Source organism: Cyanobium sp. N5-Cardenillas (assembly GCF_024345515.1).
Classification (GTDB): Bacteria; Cyanobacteriota; Cyanobacteriia; order PCC-6307; family Cyanobiaceae; genus Cyanobium.
The window spans coordinates 1-16,347 of sequence record NZ_JAGQBG010000044.1; the positions used below are offsets into that span (position 1 = coordinate 1).

The 16,347-nt window shown below is 71.0% G+C and carries 16 protein-coding genes; 9 read left to right on the plus strand and 7 right to left on the minus strand.

All coding sequences use genetic code 11. From position 1 onward, the window contains the following. The 3 genes from KBZ04_RS05445 to KBZ04_RS05455 form a co-directional block, all read right to left on the minus strand. The coding region (locus KBZ04_RS05445; protein ID WP_254990917.1) for an IMP dehydrogenase at window positions 1-598 on the minus strand (598 nt) is incomplete at its 3' end. A 72-nt stretch (window positions 599-670) separates the two neighbouring features. Next, complete coding sequence (locus KBZ04_RS05450) at window positions 671-1,231, minus strand: CAAD domain-containing protein (RefSeq protein ID WP_254990918.1); 561 nt, start codon at window positions 1,229-1,231, stop codon at window positions 671-673. Window positions 1,232-1,302: 71 nt separating this feature from the next. Continuing rightward, window positions 1,303-2,457 carry a homocysteine biosynthesis protein gene (locus KBZ04_RS05455; protein WP_254990920.1) on the minus strand — a complete coding sequence of 385 codons (1,155 nt, stop codon included), beginning with the start codon at window positions 2,455-2,457 and terminating at the stop codon, window positions 1,303-1,305. Window positions 2,458-2,490: 33 nt separating this feature from the next. Between KBZ04_RS05455 and gyrA the strand changes: the two genes are divergently transcribed. Next, a complete protein-coding gene (gene gyrA, locus KBZ04_RS05460; RefSeq protein ID WP_254990922.1) occupies window positions 2,491-5,169 on the plus strand; it encodes a DNA gyrase subunit A in 2,679 nt (892 codons plus the stop codon). Between the two features lie 15 nt (window positions 5,170-5,184). Here gyrA and KBZ04_RS05465 read toward each other — a convergent pair whose 3' ends face one another. Then, window positions 5,185-6,213 carry a hypothetical protein gene (locus tag KBZ04_RS05465; RefSeq protein ID WP_254990923.1) on the minus strand — a complete coding sequence of 343 codons (1,029 nt, stop codon included), beginning with the start codon at window positions 6,211-6,213 and terminating at the stop codon, window positions 5,185-5,187. A gap of 39 nt (window positions 6,214-6,252) precedes the next feature. On the opposite strand from KBZ04_RS05465, the gene crtL reads away from it, so the two are divergent. Beyond that, window positions 6,253-7,485, plus strand: coding sequence for a lycopene beta cyclase (crtL, locus tag KBZ04_RS05470; RefSeq protein WP_254990924.1), 1,233 nt, complete (start codon window positions 6,253-6,255; stop codon window positions 7,483-7,485). Here the strand turns inward: crtL and mqo are convergent. Beyond that, window positions 7,482-8,969: a malate dehydrogenase (quinone) gene (gene mqo / locus KBZ04_RS05475; RefSeq protein ID WP_254990925.1), complete on the minus strand. Its 1,488-nt coding sequence runs from the start codon at window positions 8,967-8,969 to the stop codon at window positions 7,482-7,484. The genes crtL and mqo overlap by 4 nt on opposite strands. A 113-nt stretch (window positions 8,970-9,082) precedes the next feature. Between mqo and KBZ04_RS05480 the strand changes: the two genes are divergently transcribed. Further along, window positions 9,083-9,694, plus strand: a complete 612-nt coding sequence (locus KBZ04_RS05480; RefSeq protein ID WP_254990926.1) for a PAP/fibrillin family protein — start codon at window positions 9,083-9,085, stop codon at window positions 9,692-9,694. Window positions 9,695-9,721: 27 nt separating this feature from the next. Here KBZ04_RS05480 and xth read toward each other — a convergent pair whose 3' ends face one another. Next, window positions 9,722-10,555 (minus strand): exodeoxyribonuclease III, encoded by an 834-nt coding sequence (gene xth / locus KBZ04_RS05485; protein WP_254990933.1) that lies wholly within the window; start codon window positions 10,553-10,555, stop codon window positions 9,722-9,724. Between the two features lie 81 nt (window positions 10,556-10,636). On the opposite strand from xth, the gene KBZ04_RS05490 reads away from it, so the two are divergent. Next, the gene (locus tag KBZ04_RS05490; RefSeq protein WP_254990927.1) at window positions 10,637-11,017 is read left to right on the plus strand and encodes a hypothetical protein; all 381 of its coding nucleotides are present in this window, start codon (window positions 10,637-10,639) and stop codon (window positions 11,015-11,017) included. Here the strand turns inward: KBZ04_RS05490 and KBZ04_RS05495 are convergent. Beyond that, entirely contained in the window at window positions 10,947-11,798 is an 852-nt protein-coding gene (locus KBZ04_RS05495) for a tetratricopeptide repeat protein (RefSeq protein ID WP_254990928.1), read from the minus strand. The two genes, KBZ04_RS05490 and KBZ04_RS05495, sit on opposite strands and share 71 nt — an antisense overlap. A gap of 117 nt (window positions 11,799-11,915) precedes the next feature. Here KBZ04_RS05495 and KBZ04_RS05500 point away from each other — a divergent pair, with 117 nt between their 5' ends. Genes KBZ04_RS05500 through KBZ04_RS05520 form a run of 5 tightly spaced genes read left to right on the plus strand, consistent with a single transcriptional unit; the run spans window position 11,916 to window position 16,035 of the window. Then, the gene (locus tag KBZ04_RS05500) at window positions 11,916-12,629 is read left to right on the plus strand and encodes a hypothetical protein (RefSeq protein ID WP_254990929.1); all 714 of its coding nucleotides are present in this window, start codon (window positions 11,916-11,918) and stop codon (window positions 12,627-12,629) included. Between the two features lies 1 nt (window position 12,630). Continuing rightward, the gene (locus KBZ04_RS05505) at window positions 12,631-13,272 is read left to right on the plus strand and encodes a hypothetical protein (protein WP_254990930.1); all 642 of its coding nucleotides are present in this window, start codon (window positions 12,631-12,633) and stop codon (window positions 13,270-13,272) included. Next, window positions 13,269-14,483: a LarC family nickel insertion protein gene (locus KBZ04_RS05510; RefSeq protein WP_254990931.1), complete on the plus strand. Its 1,215-nt coding sequence runs from the start codon at window positions 13,269-13,271 to the stop codon at window positions 14,481-14,483. The genes KBZ04_RS05505 and KBZ04_RS05510 overlap by 4 nt, the downstream gene beginning before the upstream one ends. Continuing rightward, window positions 14,480-15,535 (plus strand): lysylphosphatidylglycerol synthase domain-containing protein, encoded by a 1,056-nt coding sequence (locus KBZ04_RS05515; protein ID WP_409995935.1) that lies wholly within the window; start codon window positions 14,480-14,482, stop codon window positions 15,533-15,535. The genes KBZ04_RS05510 and KBZ04_RS05515 overlap by 4 nt, the downstream gene beginning before the upstream one ends. A gap of 32 nt (window positions 15,536-15,567) precedes the next feature. Then, entirely contained in the window at window positions 15,568-16,035 is a 468-nt protein-coding gene (locus KBZ04_RS05520; protein ID WP_409995936.1) for a Fur family transcriptional regulator, read from the plus strand. The last annotated feature ends 312 nt before the right edge of the window (window positions 16,036-16,347 follow it).

The following is a 16,347-nucleotide window of genomic DNA, read 5'->3' on the forward strand; positions in this document are numbered from 1 at the left end:
CGTCGTAGGTGACGCAGTTGCCGATCACCACGGGCACGCCGAGGTCGCGGCAGAGGGCGGCCAGGTCGAGGGTCTGGCGACCCTCGGGACCGATGTGTTCCGTGGAGACCACCGTGGCCTGGACGAAGAACAGGTCGGCGCCCGATTCCGCCACCGCCGCGCCGAAGCGCAGGGCCGCCGCCGGGGTGGCGCTCACCGCTGCAATGCCGCCGCCGGCCTTGATCTCAGTGATCCGCTGACGCACGAGGTCTTCGCGCACCGGCTGGCTGTAGAGGTCCTGCATCAGACCCACGAACTCGTCGCGGCCCACCGAGGCGATCCGGTCCAGGATCGGTTCGGGATCGTCATAGCGGCACTGAACGCCCTCCAGGTTCAGCACCCCCAGGGCCCCCAGCCGGGTGAGTTCGATGCACATGCCCACATCCACCACCCCGTCCATGGCGCTGGCGATGATGGGGATCTCCCGCTGGATGCCCCCCAGGCTCCAACTGCTGTCGGTCACTTCCGGGTCGACGGTGCGGCCGCCGGGGACCAGGGCGATTTCGTCGATGCCGTAGGCGCGGCGGACGGTCCTGGAGCGACCGAGCTGAATGTTCACCGTTGGACGGACACAGTGGGCACAAACTATCAACCGGGCCGCGGTGGACCCGGCCCGATCACGGTCGGGAGATCACTCCCTGCCCCGGAAATCGTTCCAGCGGCGGCTCCAGTCAGTGAAGACCTGCTCCCGGTCGCTCTTGCGCACCATCTTGGTGATGGTGAAACGGACCGCGGCGATCAGGCCCACCAGCTCCAGCAGGCCGCCCACCAGGGGCAGGCTGTCCAGGGTGCCGATCAGGGACGTGTAGACGCGCAGCAGCAGCACGACGCCGATGAGGATCGCCAGCCCCTTGAGGGGGCCGCGGAACCGCTGCCACTGGGCCTGGAGTTCGCCGCTGCCGAGCCAGTCCCTGATCTTCTGCAGCAGCAGTTCGAATTCGCCGCCGCCGTCCGCTGCCGGATCAGGGGAGCCCTCCAGGGGGGGTACGTCAACGATCGCGGTGATGCCGGGCTCCGGCTCGTTCACCGGGGTAGCCGCCGGCTCTGGGGCGTCCGCTTCGGGTTCCGGCCCGGCGCTGACGGGGTCGGGCATCACCTCGGCCGCTTCCGTCGTCCACGGTGGCGTCGAAGGTCCGTTCTCCTGGGGCTCGGGACTGGAGGGGGGCTCGGGGCTGAAGGGGGTCTCGGCCATGGCTGGCGCCGGTAGCTCACGGCGGAGCTTACGGCCGTTTTCCGCCACCGCTCCAGAGGTGTGCAGGGAGTTCAGCTGTCGAGGGGAATCAGGCCGCCGCGCCCCGAGAGTGGCCGGACCGGCAGGCCCAGGGGAAAGCGACCGTCCTGGAGCCAGGCGATCAGCTCCGCAGCGATCGCTTCCGCCAGCCGCGGGCTATGGGCCGGAGCGGCGGTGACGCGGCGCCCCTCCACCTGGATCAGGCCGGATTTGAGCCGGGCATAGCTGACGGAGCCGAAGCGGGGCCGCAGGCGCCGCGGAATGGCCATGTCCAGCACGGGTGCCTCCAGCTCCCCATCGCCGCAGGCGGCCTGGCGGGCCACCGCTTCGTTGATCAGGGGGACCGGGGCCGCCAGGCCCACCAGCAGGCCGGCCCCGTGGCCCTCGAAGAAGCAGGGCCGCAGCCATTCGGACCGCAGCCCATGGAGCTCCACGCTCACCGCCGCCACCGCCCCCGGGCTGAGGGCGTGGCCGCCGGCGGAGCGGGGCACGCCCGGCTGGTGGCCGCTGCCGCTGCCCACCACCCAGCCGATCGCCCCCGCCACCAGCACCGGTGAGCCTGGCCCCAGCAGCGCCAGCCCCGGCATGGTGAGGCCGATGCTGCCGGCGCCGCCGCAGCCGAAGAGCGCGTTGCCGAACGGCCCCAGCACGGGCCCCCAGGGGCTGCGCAGCACCCCTTCGGCGCTGCTCACGGCCACGACGCCGTTTTCGCTGATGGCCCGGTGCAGCAGCAGCCGGCCGGAACCGATGTGCTCGAGGTCGAGCTGGGCCTGGAGATCGCGCCGCGGGTGCAGGGCGGTGATCTCCCCGGTGGCGGTGAGGGTCAGGGAACCGCCCTTGAGCAGTCGGTCGAGCAGATGGGCTCCCCCCTGCCGCTGGGCTTCCCCGAGGCCGCCGCCGATCGGCAGCACCAGGTCGCCGCCGCCACCGCCGCCCTGGGCCCCGAAGCCCTCCAGCTGGGCCTCCCGCAGGCGGATCGGTGGATCGCTGGGGCCGATGTTGAGGTGCAGCGAGCCCTGATCGGTGAATTCGGCGTTGGCGGCCACCACGACGTCGGTGCTCTCGTAGGCCTCCGCCAGCCCGGCCTCGGCCGCCAGCGCGCGGAAGTCGGCGGCGGCCCGCACCCGCAGCACACCCTTGCGCTGACGCTGGCGCAGGGCCGATTCACTCCGGGCCGGCAGGGTCATCGATAGAGTGGGTTGTGCCCCATACGGTCTTGCATGGCGGATCCAACCGGACCCGGTGAATCCGACGGACGGATCATCCAGACCGACCTTCGCAATGAGATGTCGCGCTCCTACCTGGAGTATGCGATGAGCGTGATCGTGGGCCGGGCCCTGCCCGATGCCCGCGATGGTCTCAAGCCGGTGCACCGGCGCATCCTGTACGCGATGTACGAGCTCGGTCTCACCAGCGACCGGCCCTATCGGAAATGCGCCCGCGTGGTGGGGGAGGTGCTCGGTAAGTACCACCCCCACGGCGACACGGCCGTCTACGACGCCCTGGTGCGCATGGCCCAGGACTTCTCCATGCGCATGCCCCTTATCGACGGGCACGGCAACTTCGGCTCGGTCGACAACGACCCCCCGGCCGCCATGCGGTACACGGAATCGCGCCTGCAGGCCCTGACCACCGACAGCCTGCTGGAGGACATCGAAGCCGAGACCGTCGACTACATCGACAACTTCGACGGTTCCCAGCAGGAACCCACCGTGATGCCGGCCCGGGTGCCGCATCTGCTGCTCAACGGGTCCTCCGGCATCGCCGTGGGGATGGCCACCAACATCCCCCCCCACAACCTCACCGAGCTGATCGACGGCCTGCTGGCCCTGATCGACGACCCGGAGATCGAGGACCGGGCGCTGATGGCGATCATCCCCGGCCCCGATTTCCCCACCGGTGGCCAGATCCTCGGCCGACGGGGCATCCGCGAGACCTACACCACCGGCCGCGGCTCGATCACCATGCGCGGCGTGGCCTCGATCGAAACGGTGGAAGCCAAGGGCCGCCCCGACCGGGACGCGGTGATCATCACCGAACTCCCCTACCAGACCAACAAGGCCTCCCTGATCGAGCGCATCGCCGAGCTGGTCAACGACAAGAAACTCGAGGGCATCGCCGACATCCGCGACGAAAGCGATCGCGACGGCATGCGCATCGTGATCGAACTGCGCCGCGACGCCTACCCCCAGGTGGTGCTGAACAATCTGTTCAAGCTCACGCCGCTGCAGAACAACTTCAGCGCCTACATGCTGGCCCTGGTGAAGGGGGAGCCGGTGCTGCTCACCCTGGGCCGGATGCTGCGGGTTTTCCTCGAGTTCCGCATCGGCACGATCGAGCGGCGCACCCGCTACTTCCTGCGCAAGGCCGAAGAGCGCGACCACATCCTGCAGGGTCTGCTGCTGGCCCTCGACCAGCTCGACCCGATCATTGCCCTGATCCGCGCCGCCCCCGACACCGCCACGGCCCGGGCCCAGCTGCAGGAACGCCATGGCCTCAGCGAGATCCAGGCCGACGCCATCCTGCAGATGCAGCTGCGGCGCCTCACGGCCCTGGAGGCCGACAAGATCCGCCTCGAGCACGACGACCTCGTCGCCAAGATCGCCGATTACCAGGACATCCTTGCCCGCAAGGAACGGGTGCTGGGGCTGATCCAGGAGGAGCTCCAGGTGCTGCGCAGCCGCTACGACTCCCCCCGCCGCACCGAGATCCTGGATCTTGAAGGTGGGCTGGAGGACATCGACCTGATCGCCAATGAGCGCTCGGTGGTGCTGCTCACGGAGAACGGCTACCTCAAGCGGATGCCGGTGAGCGAGTTCGAGGCCACCAGCCGCGGCACCCGCGGCAAGGCCGGCACCCGCAGCCAGGGCGAAGAGGCGGTGAAGCTGTTCATCAGCTGCAACGACCACGACGCCCTGCTGCTGTTCAGCGACCGGGGCGTGGTGTATTCCATCCCCGCCTACCGGGTGCCGATCTGCAGCCGTTCCGCCAAGGGCACGCCGATCGTGCAGCTACTGCCGATTCCCCGCGAGGAGGCGATCACCTCCCTGCTGGCGGTCAGCGCCTTCGACGACGACGTGCAGCTGGTGATGCTCACCAGTGGCGGCTACATCAAACGCACCCGCCTGTCGGCCTTCAGCAACATCCGCTCCAACGGCCTGATCGCCATCTCCCTCGAGGACGGCGACGCCCTGCGCTGGGTGCGCCTCGCCCTGCCCGGCGACAGCGTGCTGATCGGCTCCCTCAAGGGGATGACGATCCACTTCCGCCTCAGCGACGAGGAGCTGCGCCCCCTGGGCCGCACCGCCCGCGGCGTGCGGGCCATGAACCTGCGCCCCGGCGATGAGCTGGTGAGCATGGATGTGCTCACGGCGGAACTGGCCGACCGGGTCGCCAGCACGGCTGACGCCGCCGGTGGCGACGAGGAGGAAGGCGACGAGGTTGCTCCCAGCGAGGGCCCCTGGGTGCTGGTGGCCAGTGCCAGCGGCCTGGGCAAGCGGGTGCCGGTGGATCAGTTCCGGCTGCAGCGCCGCGCCGGCATGGGTCTGCGGGCGATCAAGTTCCGCCGCGACGGCGACGTGCTGGTGGGCCTCAAGGTGCTCGGCGCCGGTGTGGAGCTGCTGCTGGTGAGCGAGCGGGGGGTGATCGTGCGCATGAAGGCCGATGCCATTCCCCAGCAGTCCCGGGCGGCCACCGGCGTGCGGCTGCAGAAACTGGATTCCGGTGATCGCCTCACCGAGGTGGTGCTGGTGCCGCCGGCGGCCGAGGAGGAGGAGCTGGCCGATGGGGCGGCTCCCGAGGCCGCGGCGGATGTCACCCCGGAGGCTCCGGCCGCCACTCCCGAGGCCCCTGGGGACGCGGCTCCAACCGCACAGGAGTCCCCAGACACGGACGACTGACCCCTCCAGACGGGCTCAGCGCTGGCCCCAGGCCCAGAGCAGCAGCACCCCGTAGCCGGCCAGGCTGGCCAGCTGCAGGCCCAGCTCCAGGCGCTTGATCTTCCGTTCGAGCCCTGGGCGGCCCTGCCCGTTGCCCTCGCTGGCCAGGCGATCCAGCCGATTGGCGCACCAGATGAACTGGCAGAAGAACACCAGCGTCACCAGGTAGGAGAAGGCATACAGCCCATCCAGCACGGTGAGATAGGGCAAGGACGGCAGCGAATCGCGGTAGGCCTGTTGCATGAACACCAGCGTCAGCAGGATCACCGGTGGGATCGCCAGGCGCTCAGAGCTGAACCCGGCCCGCAGGTTGGGGGTGAGCAGCATCACCACCATCGTGATCGTGAGCGGCAGCAGCCACTTCACCAGAGACGCCCAGCCGATGGGCTCGTAGCGCAGCTCCATCTCCACACCGCCGCGGTGCTGGAACAGGCGCCAGCTGCTCAGCCGATAGCCGTTCATGTTGCTGCGGCCGCTGACGCCGGAGGCGGCGCTGTCGGCCTCAAGGCGGATCCTGGGCGGGTCAGCGATCGTGGCGGGAAAGCTGGGGTCGGCCACCAGCCGGATCTGCAAGGGAAGGGTGCCGAAGGGGTAGCCCCGGTAGTCGATCTCATCGGAATAGAAATTGCCGTTGAAGCGGTAATCGCGGCCCAGCTCCGTGCCCAGGCGAAGCGGGCCGCTGCTGGCTTCCAGCAGCGAGTCCCAGGGCTCCACCAGGTTCTGGAAGCGCACCAGATCCAGGAGATCCGCCTCCGCCGCCAGCCACGGCCGCGCGGTGGCCGCAGGCGCCGACAGGCGCAGCGTCCCCTCGACGCTGAAGGTCTTCTCCCGTGAGGAGAAGCGGTAGACGTTGTCCACCTTCAGGGCGACCCGGATCGGCACGGCGGAGACCGGGGCTGCCGTCGCCATGGGTGCGGCGGCCGCTGGCGGCGGAACCAGGCCAAGCACCAGGCCCAGGCCCAGGCAGGCCAGCGCCGCCAGCATCCAGCGGGCGATGGGGCGCATGGACCGTGATGCAGGATGTGGATTCACCGTACCGGCGAGATGGCGAGGGACGTGCTGGTGCTCGGTGGCGGCCCCGCCGCCCTTTGCATCGCGGCGGCCCTGGCTGACGAGGGGCTCCAGGTGGCCCTGGTGGCCCCCCAGGATCCGCGTACCCCCTGGCCCAACACCTACGGCATCTGGGGGGATGAGGTGGATGCCCTCGGCCTGGGCCATCTGCTGGAGCACCGCTGGAGCGACACGGTGAGTTACTTCGGGGCGGGCGATCCTGACCCCGCGGCGGCGGCCAACCGCCCCACGGTCCATGGCCGGGATTACGGCCTGTTCAACCGCGAGGCCCTGCAGCGGCACTGGCTGGACGCCTGCGGGCGAGGCGGGGTGGAACTGCTGCAGGGGCTGGCCACCGGCTGCGAGGCCGTTGGCGCCCTGAGTGAGGTGGTGGGGGCGGATGGAAGCCGTTGGCAGGCGCGGCTGGTGGTGGATGCCACCGGCCACCAGCCGCTGCTGGTGCGGCGGCCCGACCGGGGCCCGGTGGCGGGCCAGTCGGCCTATGGCGTCGTCGGCCGCTTCTCAGCGCCGCCGGTGTTGCCCGATCAGTTCGTGCTGATGGACTACCGCGGCGACCACCTCAGCGAGGCGGAGCGGGCCGAGCCCCCCACCTTCCTCTACGCGATGGATCTGGGCGGCGGCCGTTTCTTCGTCGAGGAGACGTCGCTGGCCCTGGCTCCCCCGGTACCCTTCGATGTGCTCCAGCAACGGCTCCAGCGGCGCCTGGCCCAGCGCGGCGTGCAGGTGCTGGAGGTGGAGCACGAGGAGTTCTGCCTGTTTCCGATGAACCTGCCCCTGCCGGATCTGCAGCAGCCGGTGCTGGGCTTCGGCGGGGCGGCATCGATGGTGCATCCGGCCTCGGGCTACATGGTGGGCGCCCTGCTGCGTCGGGCGCCGGCGGTGGCGGCGGCGGTGGCGGCGGCGATGGCCGACACTGCGGCTCCCTCGGCCCTGCTGGCCCGGGCGGGCTGGCAAGCCCTCTGGTCCCCTGAGCTGCGCAGCAAGCACGCCCTTTACCAGTTCGGGCTGGGCAAGCTGATGGGCTTCTCCGAAGCCGAGCTGCGCCAATTCTTCGCCAGTTTCTTCTCCCTGCCCGGCCGCCAGTGGTACGGCTTTCTGGCCAACACCCTGGACGTGCCGGAGTTGCTGGCGGCCATGCTGCGCCTGTTCGCCCTTTCCCCGTGGGCCGTGCGGGCTGGCCTGCTGCTGCCGCCGCGCCAGCCCTAGCAAGGTGCCGCCAGCCCCAGCACCTCGGCGCTCTGGCTGCGGATCCGCAGGCAGAGGTCGGCGTTGTGGCGGATCGATTCGCCATAGGAGGGCAGGATCCGCTTCAGGGTGCGCTCCCAGCCGTCGGGCAGCTTGTCGCGGAAACAGGAGCGCAGGATCTCCAGGCTGATCGCCACGGCGGCGGAGGCGCCCGGTGAGGCCCCCAGCACGGCCACCAGCGAGGTGTCGGCCGCATGCACCACCTCGGTGCCGAACTGGAGCACCCCGCCCCGGCTGGGGTCCCCCTTGATGATCTGCACCCGTTGCCCCGCCACCGCCAGTGACCAGTCGGAGGGCCGGGCGTTCGGGTAGAAGTCGCGCAGGGCCGCGAAGCGCTGCCCGGCGCTGGCGAACACCTGGCCGATCAGGTACCGGGTCAGGGGCAGGTTGTCCCGGGCCACCGCCAGCTGGGGCAGCAGGTTGCCGGGCCGCAGGGAGCCGGGCCAGTCGCAGAGAGAGCCGCTTTTGAGGAACTTGCTGGAAAACCCCGCGTAGGGCCCGAACAGGATCCAGTGCCGGCCGTCAACGAGACGGGTGTCCAGGTGGGGCACCGACATCGGCGGCGAGCCGGCGGCTGCCATCCCATAGACCTTGGCGTGGTGGCGGCTGGCCACGGCCGGATCCCCACAGCGCAGCCACAGGCCGCTGACGGGAAAGCCGCCATAGCCGCGTCCTTCGGGGATCCCCGCTTTCTGCAGCAGGGTGAGGGCGCCGCCACCGGCCCCGAGAAACACGGTGCCGCAATCGATCAGGCGGTTCTCACCACTGGCCTGATCGCGGGTCTCCAGGCGCCAGCCCCCGTGCTGCCGGCGCCGCAGGCCCCTCACCGCGGTGGAGAATCGCGCCTCAAACGGCGGGCTGGCGCGCAGGTGAGCCAGCAACTGGCTGGTGAGCGCTCCGAAGTTCACGTCGGTGCCGGAGGCGATGTGGGTGGCGCCAATGACCTGGTCCGGATCCCTCCCTTCCATCAGCAGCGGCGCCCAGTCCGCCACCTGCGAGGGGTCCTCGCTATAGGCCATGCCCCGGTAGCAGTGGTGGGCGGCCATCAGGCGGTGGCGTTCCCGCACGAAGGCCCGCCGCTCCTCCCCCAGCACAAAGCTCATATGGGGCACACCCTGGATGAAGGCCGCCGGGGGGCCCAGGGCGCCGTCCCGCACCAGATGGGTCCAGAACTGGCGCGACAGATCGAAGGCCTCGTTGATGTCGAGCGCCTTGGTGAGGCTGATCGAACCGTCCGCCGCCATCGGCGTGTAATTCAGCTCGCAGTTCCCGGCATGGCCCGTGCCGGCGTTGTTCCAGGCACTGGAGCTTTCCTGAGCCTCCCTGGGAAGGCCCTCGAGCAGCAGGATGCTCAGGTCCGGCCGCAGCTGCTTGAGCAGGGTGCCCAGGGTGGCGCCCATGATCCCCGCCCCCACCAGGGTCACATCGACGGTGGTCAGCGTCACGGGGTCTGCCGTTGGAGCGGATCGGCGCTCAGGCCGGGCGACACGGTATCCGATGGCCTCCTGGACCTGACAGCATGGATCCTGACGTGACCCCGTCCTGCGGGTGAGAGCCGGTGTCGGACGCTTCCCTTGCCATGGCCGATGGCCCGACCGCTGCTGCCGGCGACGCCCCGGCCTGCCGGAAGGAACTGCTGGGGCTGCTGCGGGCCGGATCCCCCGGCGCTCCTGCTCCGGCCGCCAGGCGCATCGAGGCCCTCATCGAGCGGCTGGAGCAGCTGCAGCCCGCCGACCTCTCCGCCCAGACCGCCCAGCTGGCGGGGGTGTGGGAGCTGCGCTGGAGCAGCAGTTCCCAGCCCTACCTGGCGGTCCAGCCCTGGCTGGAGAATCTGCAGCTGCTCGATCCCGCCGCCGGCCGCGCCCTCAACCTCCTGCGCCTGGCCGGCCCCCTTGGGCCGTTGGCGGGTATCGGGGTGCAGGCCCGGATCGCCGTGGAGCCGGCGTCGCCCCACCAGCGGGTGTCGGTGCGCTTCGAGCGGGGCGGCTGGCTGGGGCCCCGGCTTGGAGAGCAGCGGCTGCAAGTGTTCCGGGAGGTGCAGCAGGGGTATGCCGCCTGGCTTGATATCACCGTTCTGGATGACGAGCTGCGGGTGAGCCGGGGGAATGCCGGCACCCTGTTCGCCCTGGTGCGGCGCCCGGACCTTGCGCTGGCGGCGTTCCTGGCCTGAGGCCCCGGGGGCCGTCACCAGCTGCCCTCACCAGCCATCATCATCGCCATCGGCCGCCTCCTCCGGCGGCCAGGCCAGGTGCACCACCACCGGCGCATGGTCGCTGGGCTGTTCGTTGCCCCGCACCCCCTTGTGGATCACGCAGCCCGTGGCGCAAGCCAGCAGCTCCTCGGAGAGATAGATGTGGTCGATGCGCCAGCCCCGGTCACGGTCCCAGGCGCCGGTGCGGTAGTCCCACCAGCTCCAGTGGCCGCCCTCCGGTTCGAACACGCGGAACACGTCGCTGAGGCGATCGCCGAGGGCCGCCGTCAGGGCCTGCCGCTCCGGATCACTGGCCATGATCCCGCCGCTGAGGCGCTCCGGGTCGTGGATGTCCCGGGACTCCAGGGCGATGTTGAAGTCCCCCACCATCGCCAGCGGCTCCCCTTCGGCGTCCTGGGTCTTCAGGTAGCGCCGCAGACAGGCCAGCCATTCCAGCTTGTAGGGGTATTTCTCCGAGGTCAGGGCCGATCCATTGGGCACATAAAGATTGAGCACCCGCACCCCCTCGATCGCGGCACTGATCACCCGTTTCTGCTCGCCCAGCCGCTCGGCCGCCGGATCGTCCGGCAGCAGGGCGGCGAAACCAAGCCGCACGTCCTCGATCGGCAGCCGGCTGAGGATCGCGACGCCGTTGTAGGCCTTCTGGCCGCTGATCACCCCCCGGTAACCCAGGGCCTCGAAGGCGGCGCGGGGGAACAGCTCGTCGGCCACCTTGGTTTCCTGCAGGCAGAGCACCTCGGGCCCCTCGGCCTTGAGCCAGGCGCCCACCTGATCGAGCCGGGTGCGCACGGAATTGACGTTCCAGGTGGCGATCCGCAGGGCCATGGCAACGGGCCGGTCCACCGGCTGGGGGCCCTTATCATGGGCCTACAGGTAGAAGTCCCCTCGACGGCAGGAGCCATGAACCGTTCGATTTCCCTTCGTGCTTCTCTCGCCCGTGCGGGCTGCCTGGCGGCCATGGCCCTGCCGGCGGCGGTGGCGCTGGCCGTGCTGCCGGCCGGTGGGGCCTCGGCCCAGCAGGCCGGCTACGGCCAGACCCTCGGTACCAGCATCCAGGAACGCCAGCTGTACGACTACGGCCCGAGCCGATCGGGAACCGGCAGCGGCTCGATCCTGGACAGCACCAATCCGCTCGACCTGATGAACAAGTTGAAGCGCAGCACGGCCCTGGACGACGCCACTCCGCCCAGTTCCGCTATCGATCAGGCCCTCAGGGAGTTTGACGCGAAGGCGCCGAAGCCTGCGCCGGCGGGGACTTCGGGGCAGTTGAAGGGGATCTGAGCGGTTCGAGCCCCCAGCTCGCCGCCAGCTTGTCGAGCCTAGGGTCCGGCTTGTCCGGATTGGGGTTGCGCAGCCGGGCCTGGGCCAGGGCGTCCTGGGCTCCTTTGGCATCCCCCTGGTCGTGCCGCAGCATCGCCAGACCCAGCAGGGGACGCTGGTCCTGGGGGAACAGGTTGGCCAGCTGCAGATAGGTGGCCGCCGCCGTGGTGGCCTGGTTGCGCTTGAGCTGGAGTTCAGCCAGGAGCAGGCCGATCCCGAGGGCCTCCGGCTGGACGTCGGGTTTGATGGCCAGGCCGTAGGCCGCCTTGACGCGGGCCTCGGCGGCAGCGCCGCGACCTTGCTCCAGGTTGAGCAGGCTGAACAGTTGCAGGGCCTCCACCTGGGTGGGCCGCAGGTTGAGGATCTGGCGCAGTTCGCGCTCGGCGCCGCTGCGGTCGCCCTGGTCGCGCCGCAGTTCGGCCAGCATCAGCCGCAGCGACCAGCGCTCGGGTTCCCGGTCGGCCATCGGCTCCAGCAGGCTGATGGCCTCCGGCTTGCGATCGAGGGCCACCAACAGCTCGAGCAGCCGCTGGCGGTCGGCAGGGCCCGCTTCGTCGGCGTCGAGCCGCAGTCGCAATCGGGTGGCCTCCTTGGTGAGCAGCGCCCGCTTCGGGTCGGCGCTGGCCTGGGTGGCTGACTGGCGCTGGCCCAGCCACCAGCCACCACCGAGAGCCAGCAGGGCCACCAGGCCGGCCGCCAGCAGCGGCCGGAGGCCAGGCAGGCTTCGGTTGGGGGAGGGCATCCGCTGACGGAGAGGGCTCAGGGTCGCGTCCGAGTCTGGCCTGGGCATCACGCTTCCGCTGCTGCTTACATTGACCCGGGCCATTCCAGGCACCACCGCGGGGTTTTTCCTTTCACCATGCGCCAGCATCCCATTTCCCCGGTCACCGAGCCGATGCAGTACCGGGCCATCGGAGTGGTGCGTGGTTGCTACGTACCCGCCGATCCCGAGCAACTCACCCGGGGTCTGATCCGCACGGCCGATGGCACCGAGATCGAAGCCGTGGTGCTCGGGCGCCTGCTCACGCTCATGCGGCGCCACCTCGACCTGGCGACACCCCATCTGTGGGTCGTCTACCCCCGCTCCCGGGAGGAGAACCAGCTCCACCTGCAGATGGTGGGCGTGTGGGAACCCAGCACCCTGGCCTCAGCAACGGACTCCGAGGCCACGGAACAGGAGGCCACCTCCGGGGCCGCCACCGACGCCATCGACGCCGACCAGCTTCCCGAGGGCGACGACTACTTCTCGATCCGGGGCGAGTTGATCTTCACCCGCCCCGAAACCGGCGATCTGGTCATCAAGGTGCGCCAGCAGCCCCGCCCCGATGGCAACCGTCCGGTGCCGTTCAAGCTCCAGCTCCGCGGCGAGATCCCCCTGGAGCACCTGCGCCATTTCGTTGCCCTCGACCTGCGCCGCCAGGGCCAGCAGATCGCCGTCGAGCGCTTTGAGGTCATCGGCCCGGTGGCTGAACGGGGCAACCGCGGCGGCAAGGCCCGCCGCCCCGGCGGTGACAAGGGCGGCCCGGCCAAGCCCAAGGGCCATGGCCGCGCCGTGACCCGCCAGGGCCGCTGAGATGACCAGCGGTGCCCTCACGGCAGGCGTCGTGGTGCTGCTGGTCAGTCTTGGCGCCGTGGCAGGCCCGCTGGTCGGGCTGTCCCCCTGGTGGCTCACCGTGCTCGTGGCCGTGGGCCTGGGATCCCTCACCCTGGATGCGGCCCGCTACGGCGGACGCGGCGGCCATCTGCTGGCCGAAGCCCTCCCCGGCGGCCAGGGGCGTCTGCGCCGCATCGCCATCCATGAAGCCGGCCACGCCCTGGCGGCGAGCAGTGATGGCCTGGTGGTGCAGCGGGTGCTGGTGGGCAGCCTGGCCTGCCTACGGGCCGGGGTCGACAGCGGCGGCTGCACCGAGTTCGCCCTGCCCGAGAGCGTGAAGCTCTCCGCTGAGGACCTGCGGCGCTGGAGCCGGGTGCTGCAGGCGGGCATGGTGGCCGAGTCGCTGGTCTACGGCGACAGCGTCGGCGGCGATGACGACCGGGCCCTGCTGGGCCGCCTCTGGGGCCTTTCTGGGTTCGATGTCGCAACGGCCCGCCTGGAACAGCGCCGGGCGCGCCGGGAGGTGGAGCAGGCCCTTCGGGCCCGCCGCGCCGAGATGGAGGCGGAGGCCGAACGCCTGCTGCAGGCGGCCCCCCGTTTCGGCCGGCGGCCGCTGCCATGACCCTGGCCCTGCTGGATTGCCCCACCGGCCTGGCCGGCAACATGCTGCTGGCCGCCCTGCTGGACCTCGGCCTCCCCGAGGCCATCATCCATGCGCCCCTCGCCGCCCTGGGGCTGGAGGGGCGCTACCGGCTGAGGATCGAGGAACGGCGCAGCGGGGGGCTTCGGGGCCTGCATCTGGACGTGGAGGCCCTGGAGGCCCAGCCGCACCACCGCCCCTGGGGGGCGTTGCGCCAGCAGATCCAGGTGGCTCCGCTGGCGCCGGCGTTGCGGCAGAAGGTGCTGGCGGTGTTCGGCCTGCTGGCGGAGGCGGAGGCGACGGTCCACGGCCATTCCGCCGAGGCCGTCGCCTTCCATGAGGTGGGGGCGGTCGATGCCCTGGTGGACATCGTGGGGGTCTGTGCCGGCCTGCTGCACCTGGGGGTGGACCCATTGGTTTGCGGCGTGCCGCCCGCGGGCCACGGCAGCGTCACCACCGCCCACGGGGCCCTGCCGCTGCCGGCTCCGGCGGTGCTGGAGATCGCCCGCTCGCGGGGCCTGCCGCTGGCCTCCAGCGAGGGGTTTCCGCCAGGCGAACTGACCACCCCCACCGGGCTGGCCCTGATGGCCTGCTGGGCCGACCGTTTCGGCCCCTCCCCCGGCGCCGTGCCGCTGCGGGTGGGGGTGGGTCTGGGCACGCGGCAGCTGGATCGGGCCAACCTGCTGCGCCTCACCCTGGCCCGTCCCCTGGGGGACGATGGCGCCGTTGGAGCCAACGAAGTGAGCGAAGTCCTGTTGCAGCAGCAGGCCCAGATCGACGATGCCAGCGCCGAGGACCTGGCCTACCTGGCGGAGGCCCTGCGTCAGGGCGGGGCTGTCGAGGTGTTCAGCCAGCCGGTGGCGATGAAGAAGGGCCGCACCGGCACCCTGCTCACTGCCCTGATGAGCCCGGAGCTGGGGCCGGCGCTGCGCCAGGTGTGGTGGCGCCACGGCACGACGCTGGGGGTGCGGGAGCAGCTGCAGAACCGCTGGATCCTGCCCAGGCACAGCGCCACCCTGGCCACCGCCCTGGGTCCGGTGCGGATCAAGTGGGCCAGCCTGCCCGACGGTCGCCGGCGGGCCAAGGCGGAGCACGCCGACCTGGTGGAGCTGGCCGGGCGTCTGGGTCGCTCCATCGAAGAGGTGCGCGACGAGGTCCGCCGCGCCCTGGCCTCAGAGGCTGAGACGCCATGAGCCCCTGGTCCCCTCCCAGCCTCGAAAGCCTGCGGCGCCGGCTGCCGTCGCCACCGAAGTGGCTGGCCCTGCCGTCCCTGCCGGGCGGTCTGCGCCCCTGGATCACCATGGGCAGCATCGGCTTCGTCATGGCGGCCCTGCTCAGCCACGGCCGCCAGCTGGTGCAGCTGCGCCTCGATGGCCAGGGTTGGCTATGGCTGGTGCTGGGCGTCGGCGTGAGCCTGCTCAGCCTGCTGACCAATGGCTTCGCCTGGGGTGTCGTGCTGCGTTGGCTGGGCCTGCGGCCCGCCTGGGCTGCGGTGGTGGAACTGCACGTGGCCACCAACCTGCGCAAGTTCCTGCCGGGGGGCATCTGGCACCTGGCCTCCCGGGTGCAGCGGCTGCGTAGCGAGGGCGCGCCCCTGGCGGCCCCGGTGGGCACCAGCATGGCCCTGGTGGCGGTGCTGCTCGATCCCCTGGTGGCGGCGGTGGCGGCCCTGGCCCTGGTGCCCCTGGGCGGCTGGCAGGGCGGGCTGGGCCTGGCGTGCCTGCTGCCCCTGGCTCTTCTGCTTCCCCGCTGGCTGGATCCCCTGCTGGGGCGGCTCGAGCGGCGTCGGGCCCGCGACCTGGGCCTGGAGGAGGAGCTCCAGCAGGAGCTGGCGCAGGGGGCGCCCCTGGTGCGCCCCAGCGGGCTGGGGGGTTACCCCTGGCAGCCACTCCTGGCGGAGCTGGCCTTCGTGCTGCTGCGCTTCGCCGGCTTCTGCTGCTGCATCCGGGCCTTTGATCTGCCCCTGGGGAGCGAGGCCCCCCTGTGGCTGGCGGGATTCGCCCTGGCCTGGACCGCCGGCCTTGTGGTGCCGGGAGCGCCCGGCGGGCTGGGGGTGTTCGAGGCGGTGCTGCTGCTGCGCATGGGCCTGACCCTGCCGGAAGCGCCGCTGCTGGCGGTGGCCCTCAGCTATCGCCTGATCGTCACGCTCACCGATCTGCTGGCGGCCGCCCTGGTGGCCCTCGACCGCCGTCTGGTGCGGCAGCCGCCTGTGGCGACACCGCCATCAGGCAGTCCTTCTCAATAGGTCCTAGTTTTGCGAAGGTCTGGGATCGCGTGGTGAACACTCCCCCCACCGGCCTGGCCCAGCCCAGCAGCCTGCGCACCACCCTCAACGACCGGGGCCAGCGGCTCACGCCCCAGCGCCAGCGGGTGCTGGATCTGTTCGAGCGGATCGGCGAGGGCAGCCACCTCAGCGCGGAGGAGGTGCACCTGCGTCTGGTGCGCAGCCAGGAGCGGGTGTCACTGGCCACCGTCTACCGCACCCTGCGGCTGCTGAGTTCGATGGGGCTGCTGCAGGAACTGGAGCTGCCCGAGGGGGGGCGCCGCTTCGAACTGGCCGGCGACGCCCATCGCGACCATCACCACCTGCTCTGTGTCCGCTGCGGCCGCACTGAGGAGTTCGAGAGTGGCGCGGTGCTCGCCGCCGGCGAAGCGGCGGCCGGGGCCTTCGGCTTCCGGTTGCTGGAGTGCGTGCTCAACGTGCGGGCCCTCTGTCCGGCCTGCGCGGCTGAGGAGCAGGGTTGAGGGCGCTGCCTGGCCCGAGGGCCGGAAGCTGCAGCTGCTGATCGGCCCAGTGGGCCGCCAGGGCCGCCAACAGGCTGGACCGGTCGCCACGGATGCGGAGCATGGGGTTCTTAAGCGGAGGAATCACCCCAGGCTGGGGGCGGCTGGCGCAGCCCCGGTCCCCGATGGCACGGCGCCAGGCCTCGAAAGCGACCGTCCCGGGTGACCGCCGCTTCGCAATCCCCAGCTGCTATTGAGAATCGCTTGCAAAAGGGCCCCTTCGGCGTCTAGGTTGCGAGCAGTTCGCAATAAGGGCGCTCCTCTCCGATGCGC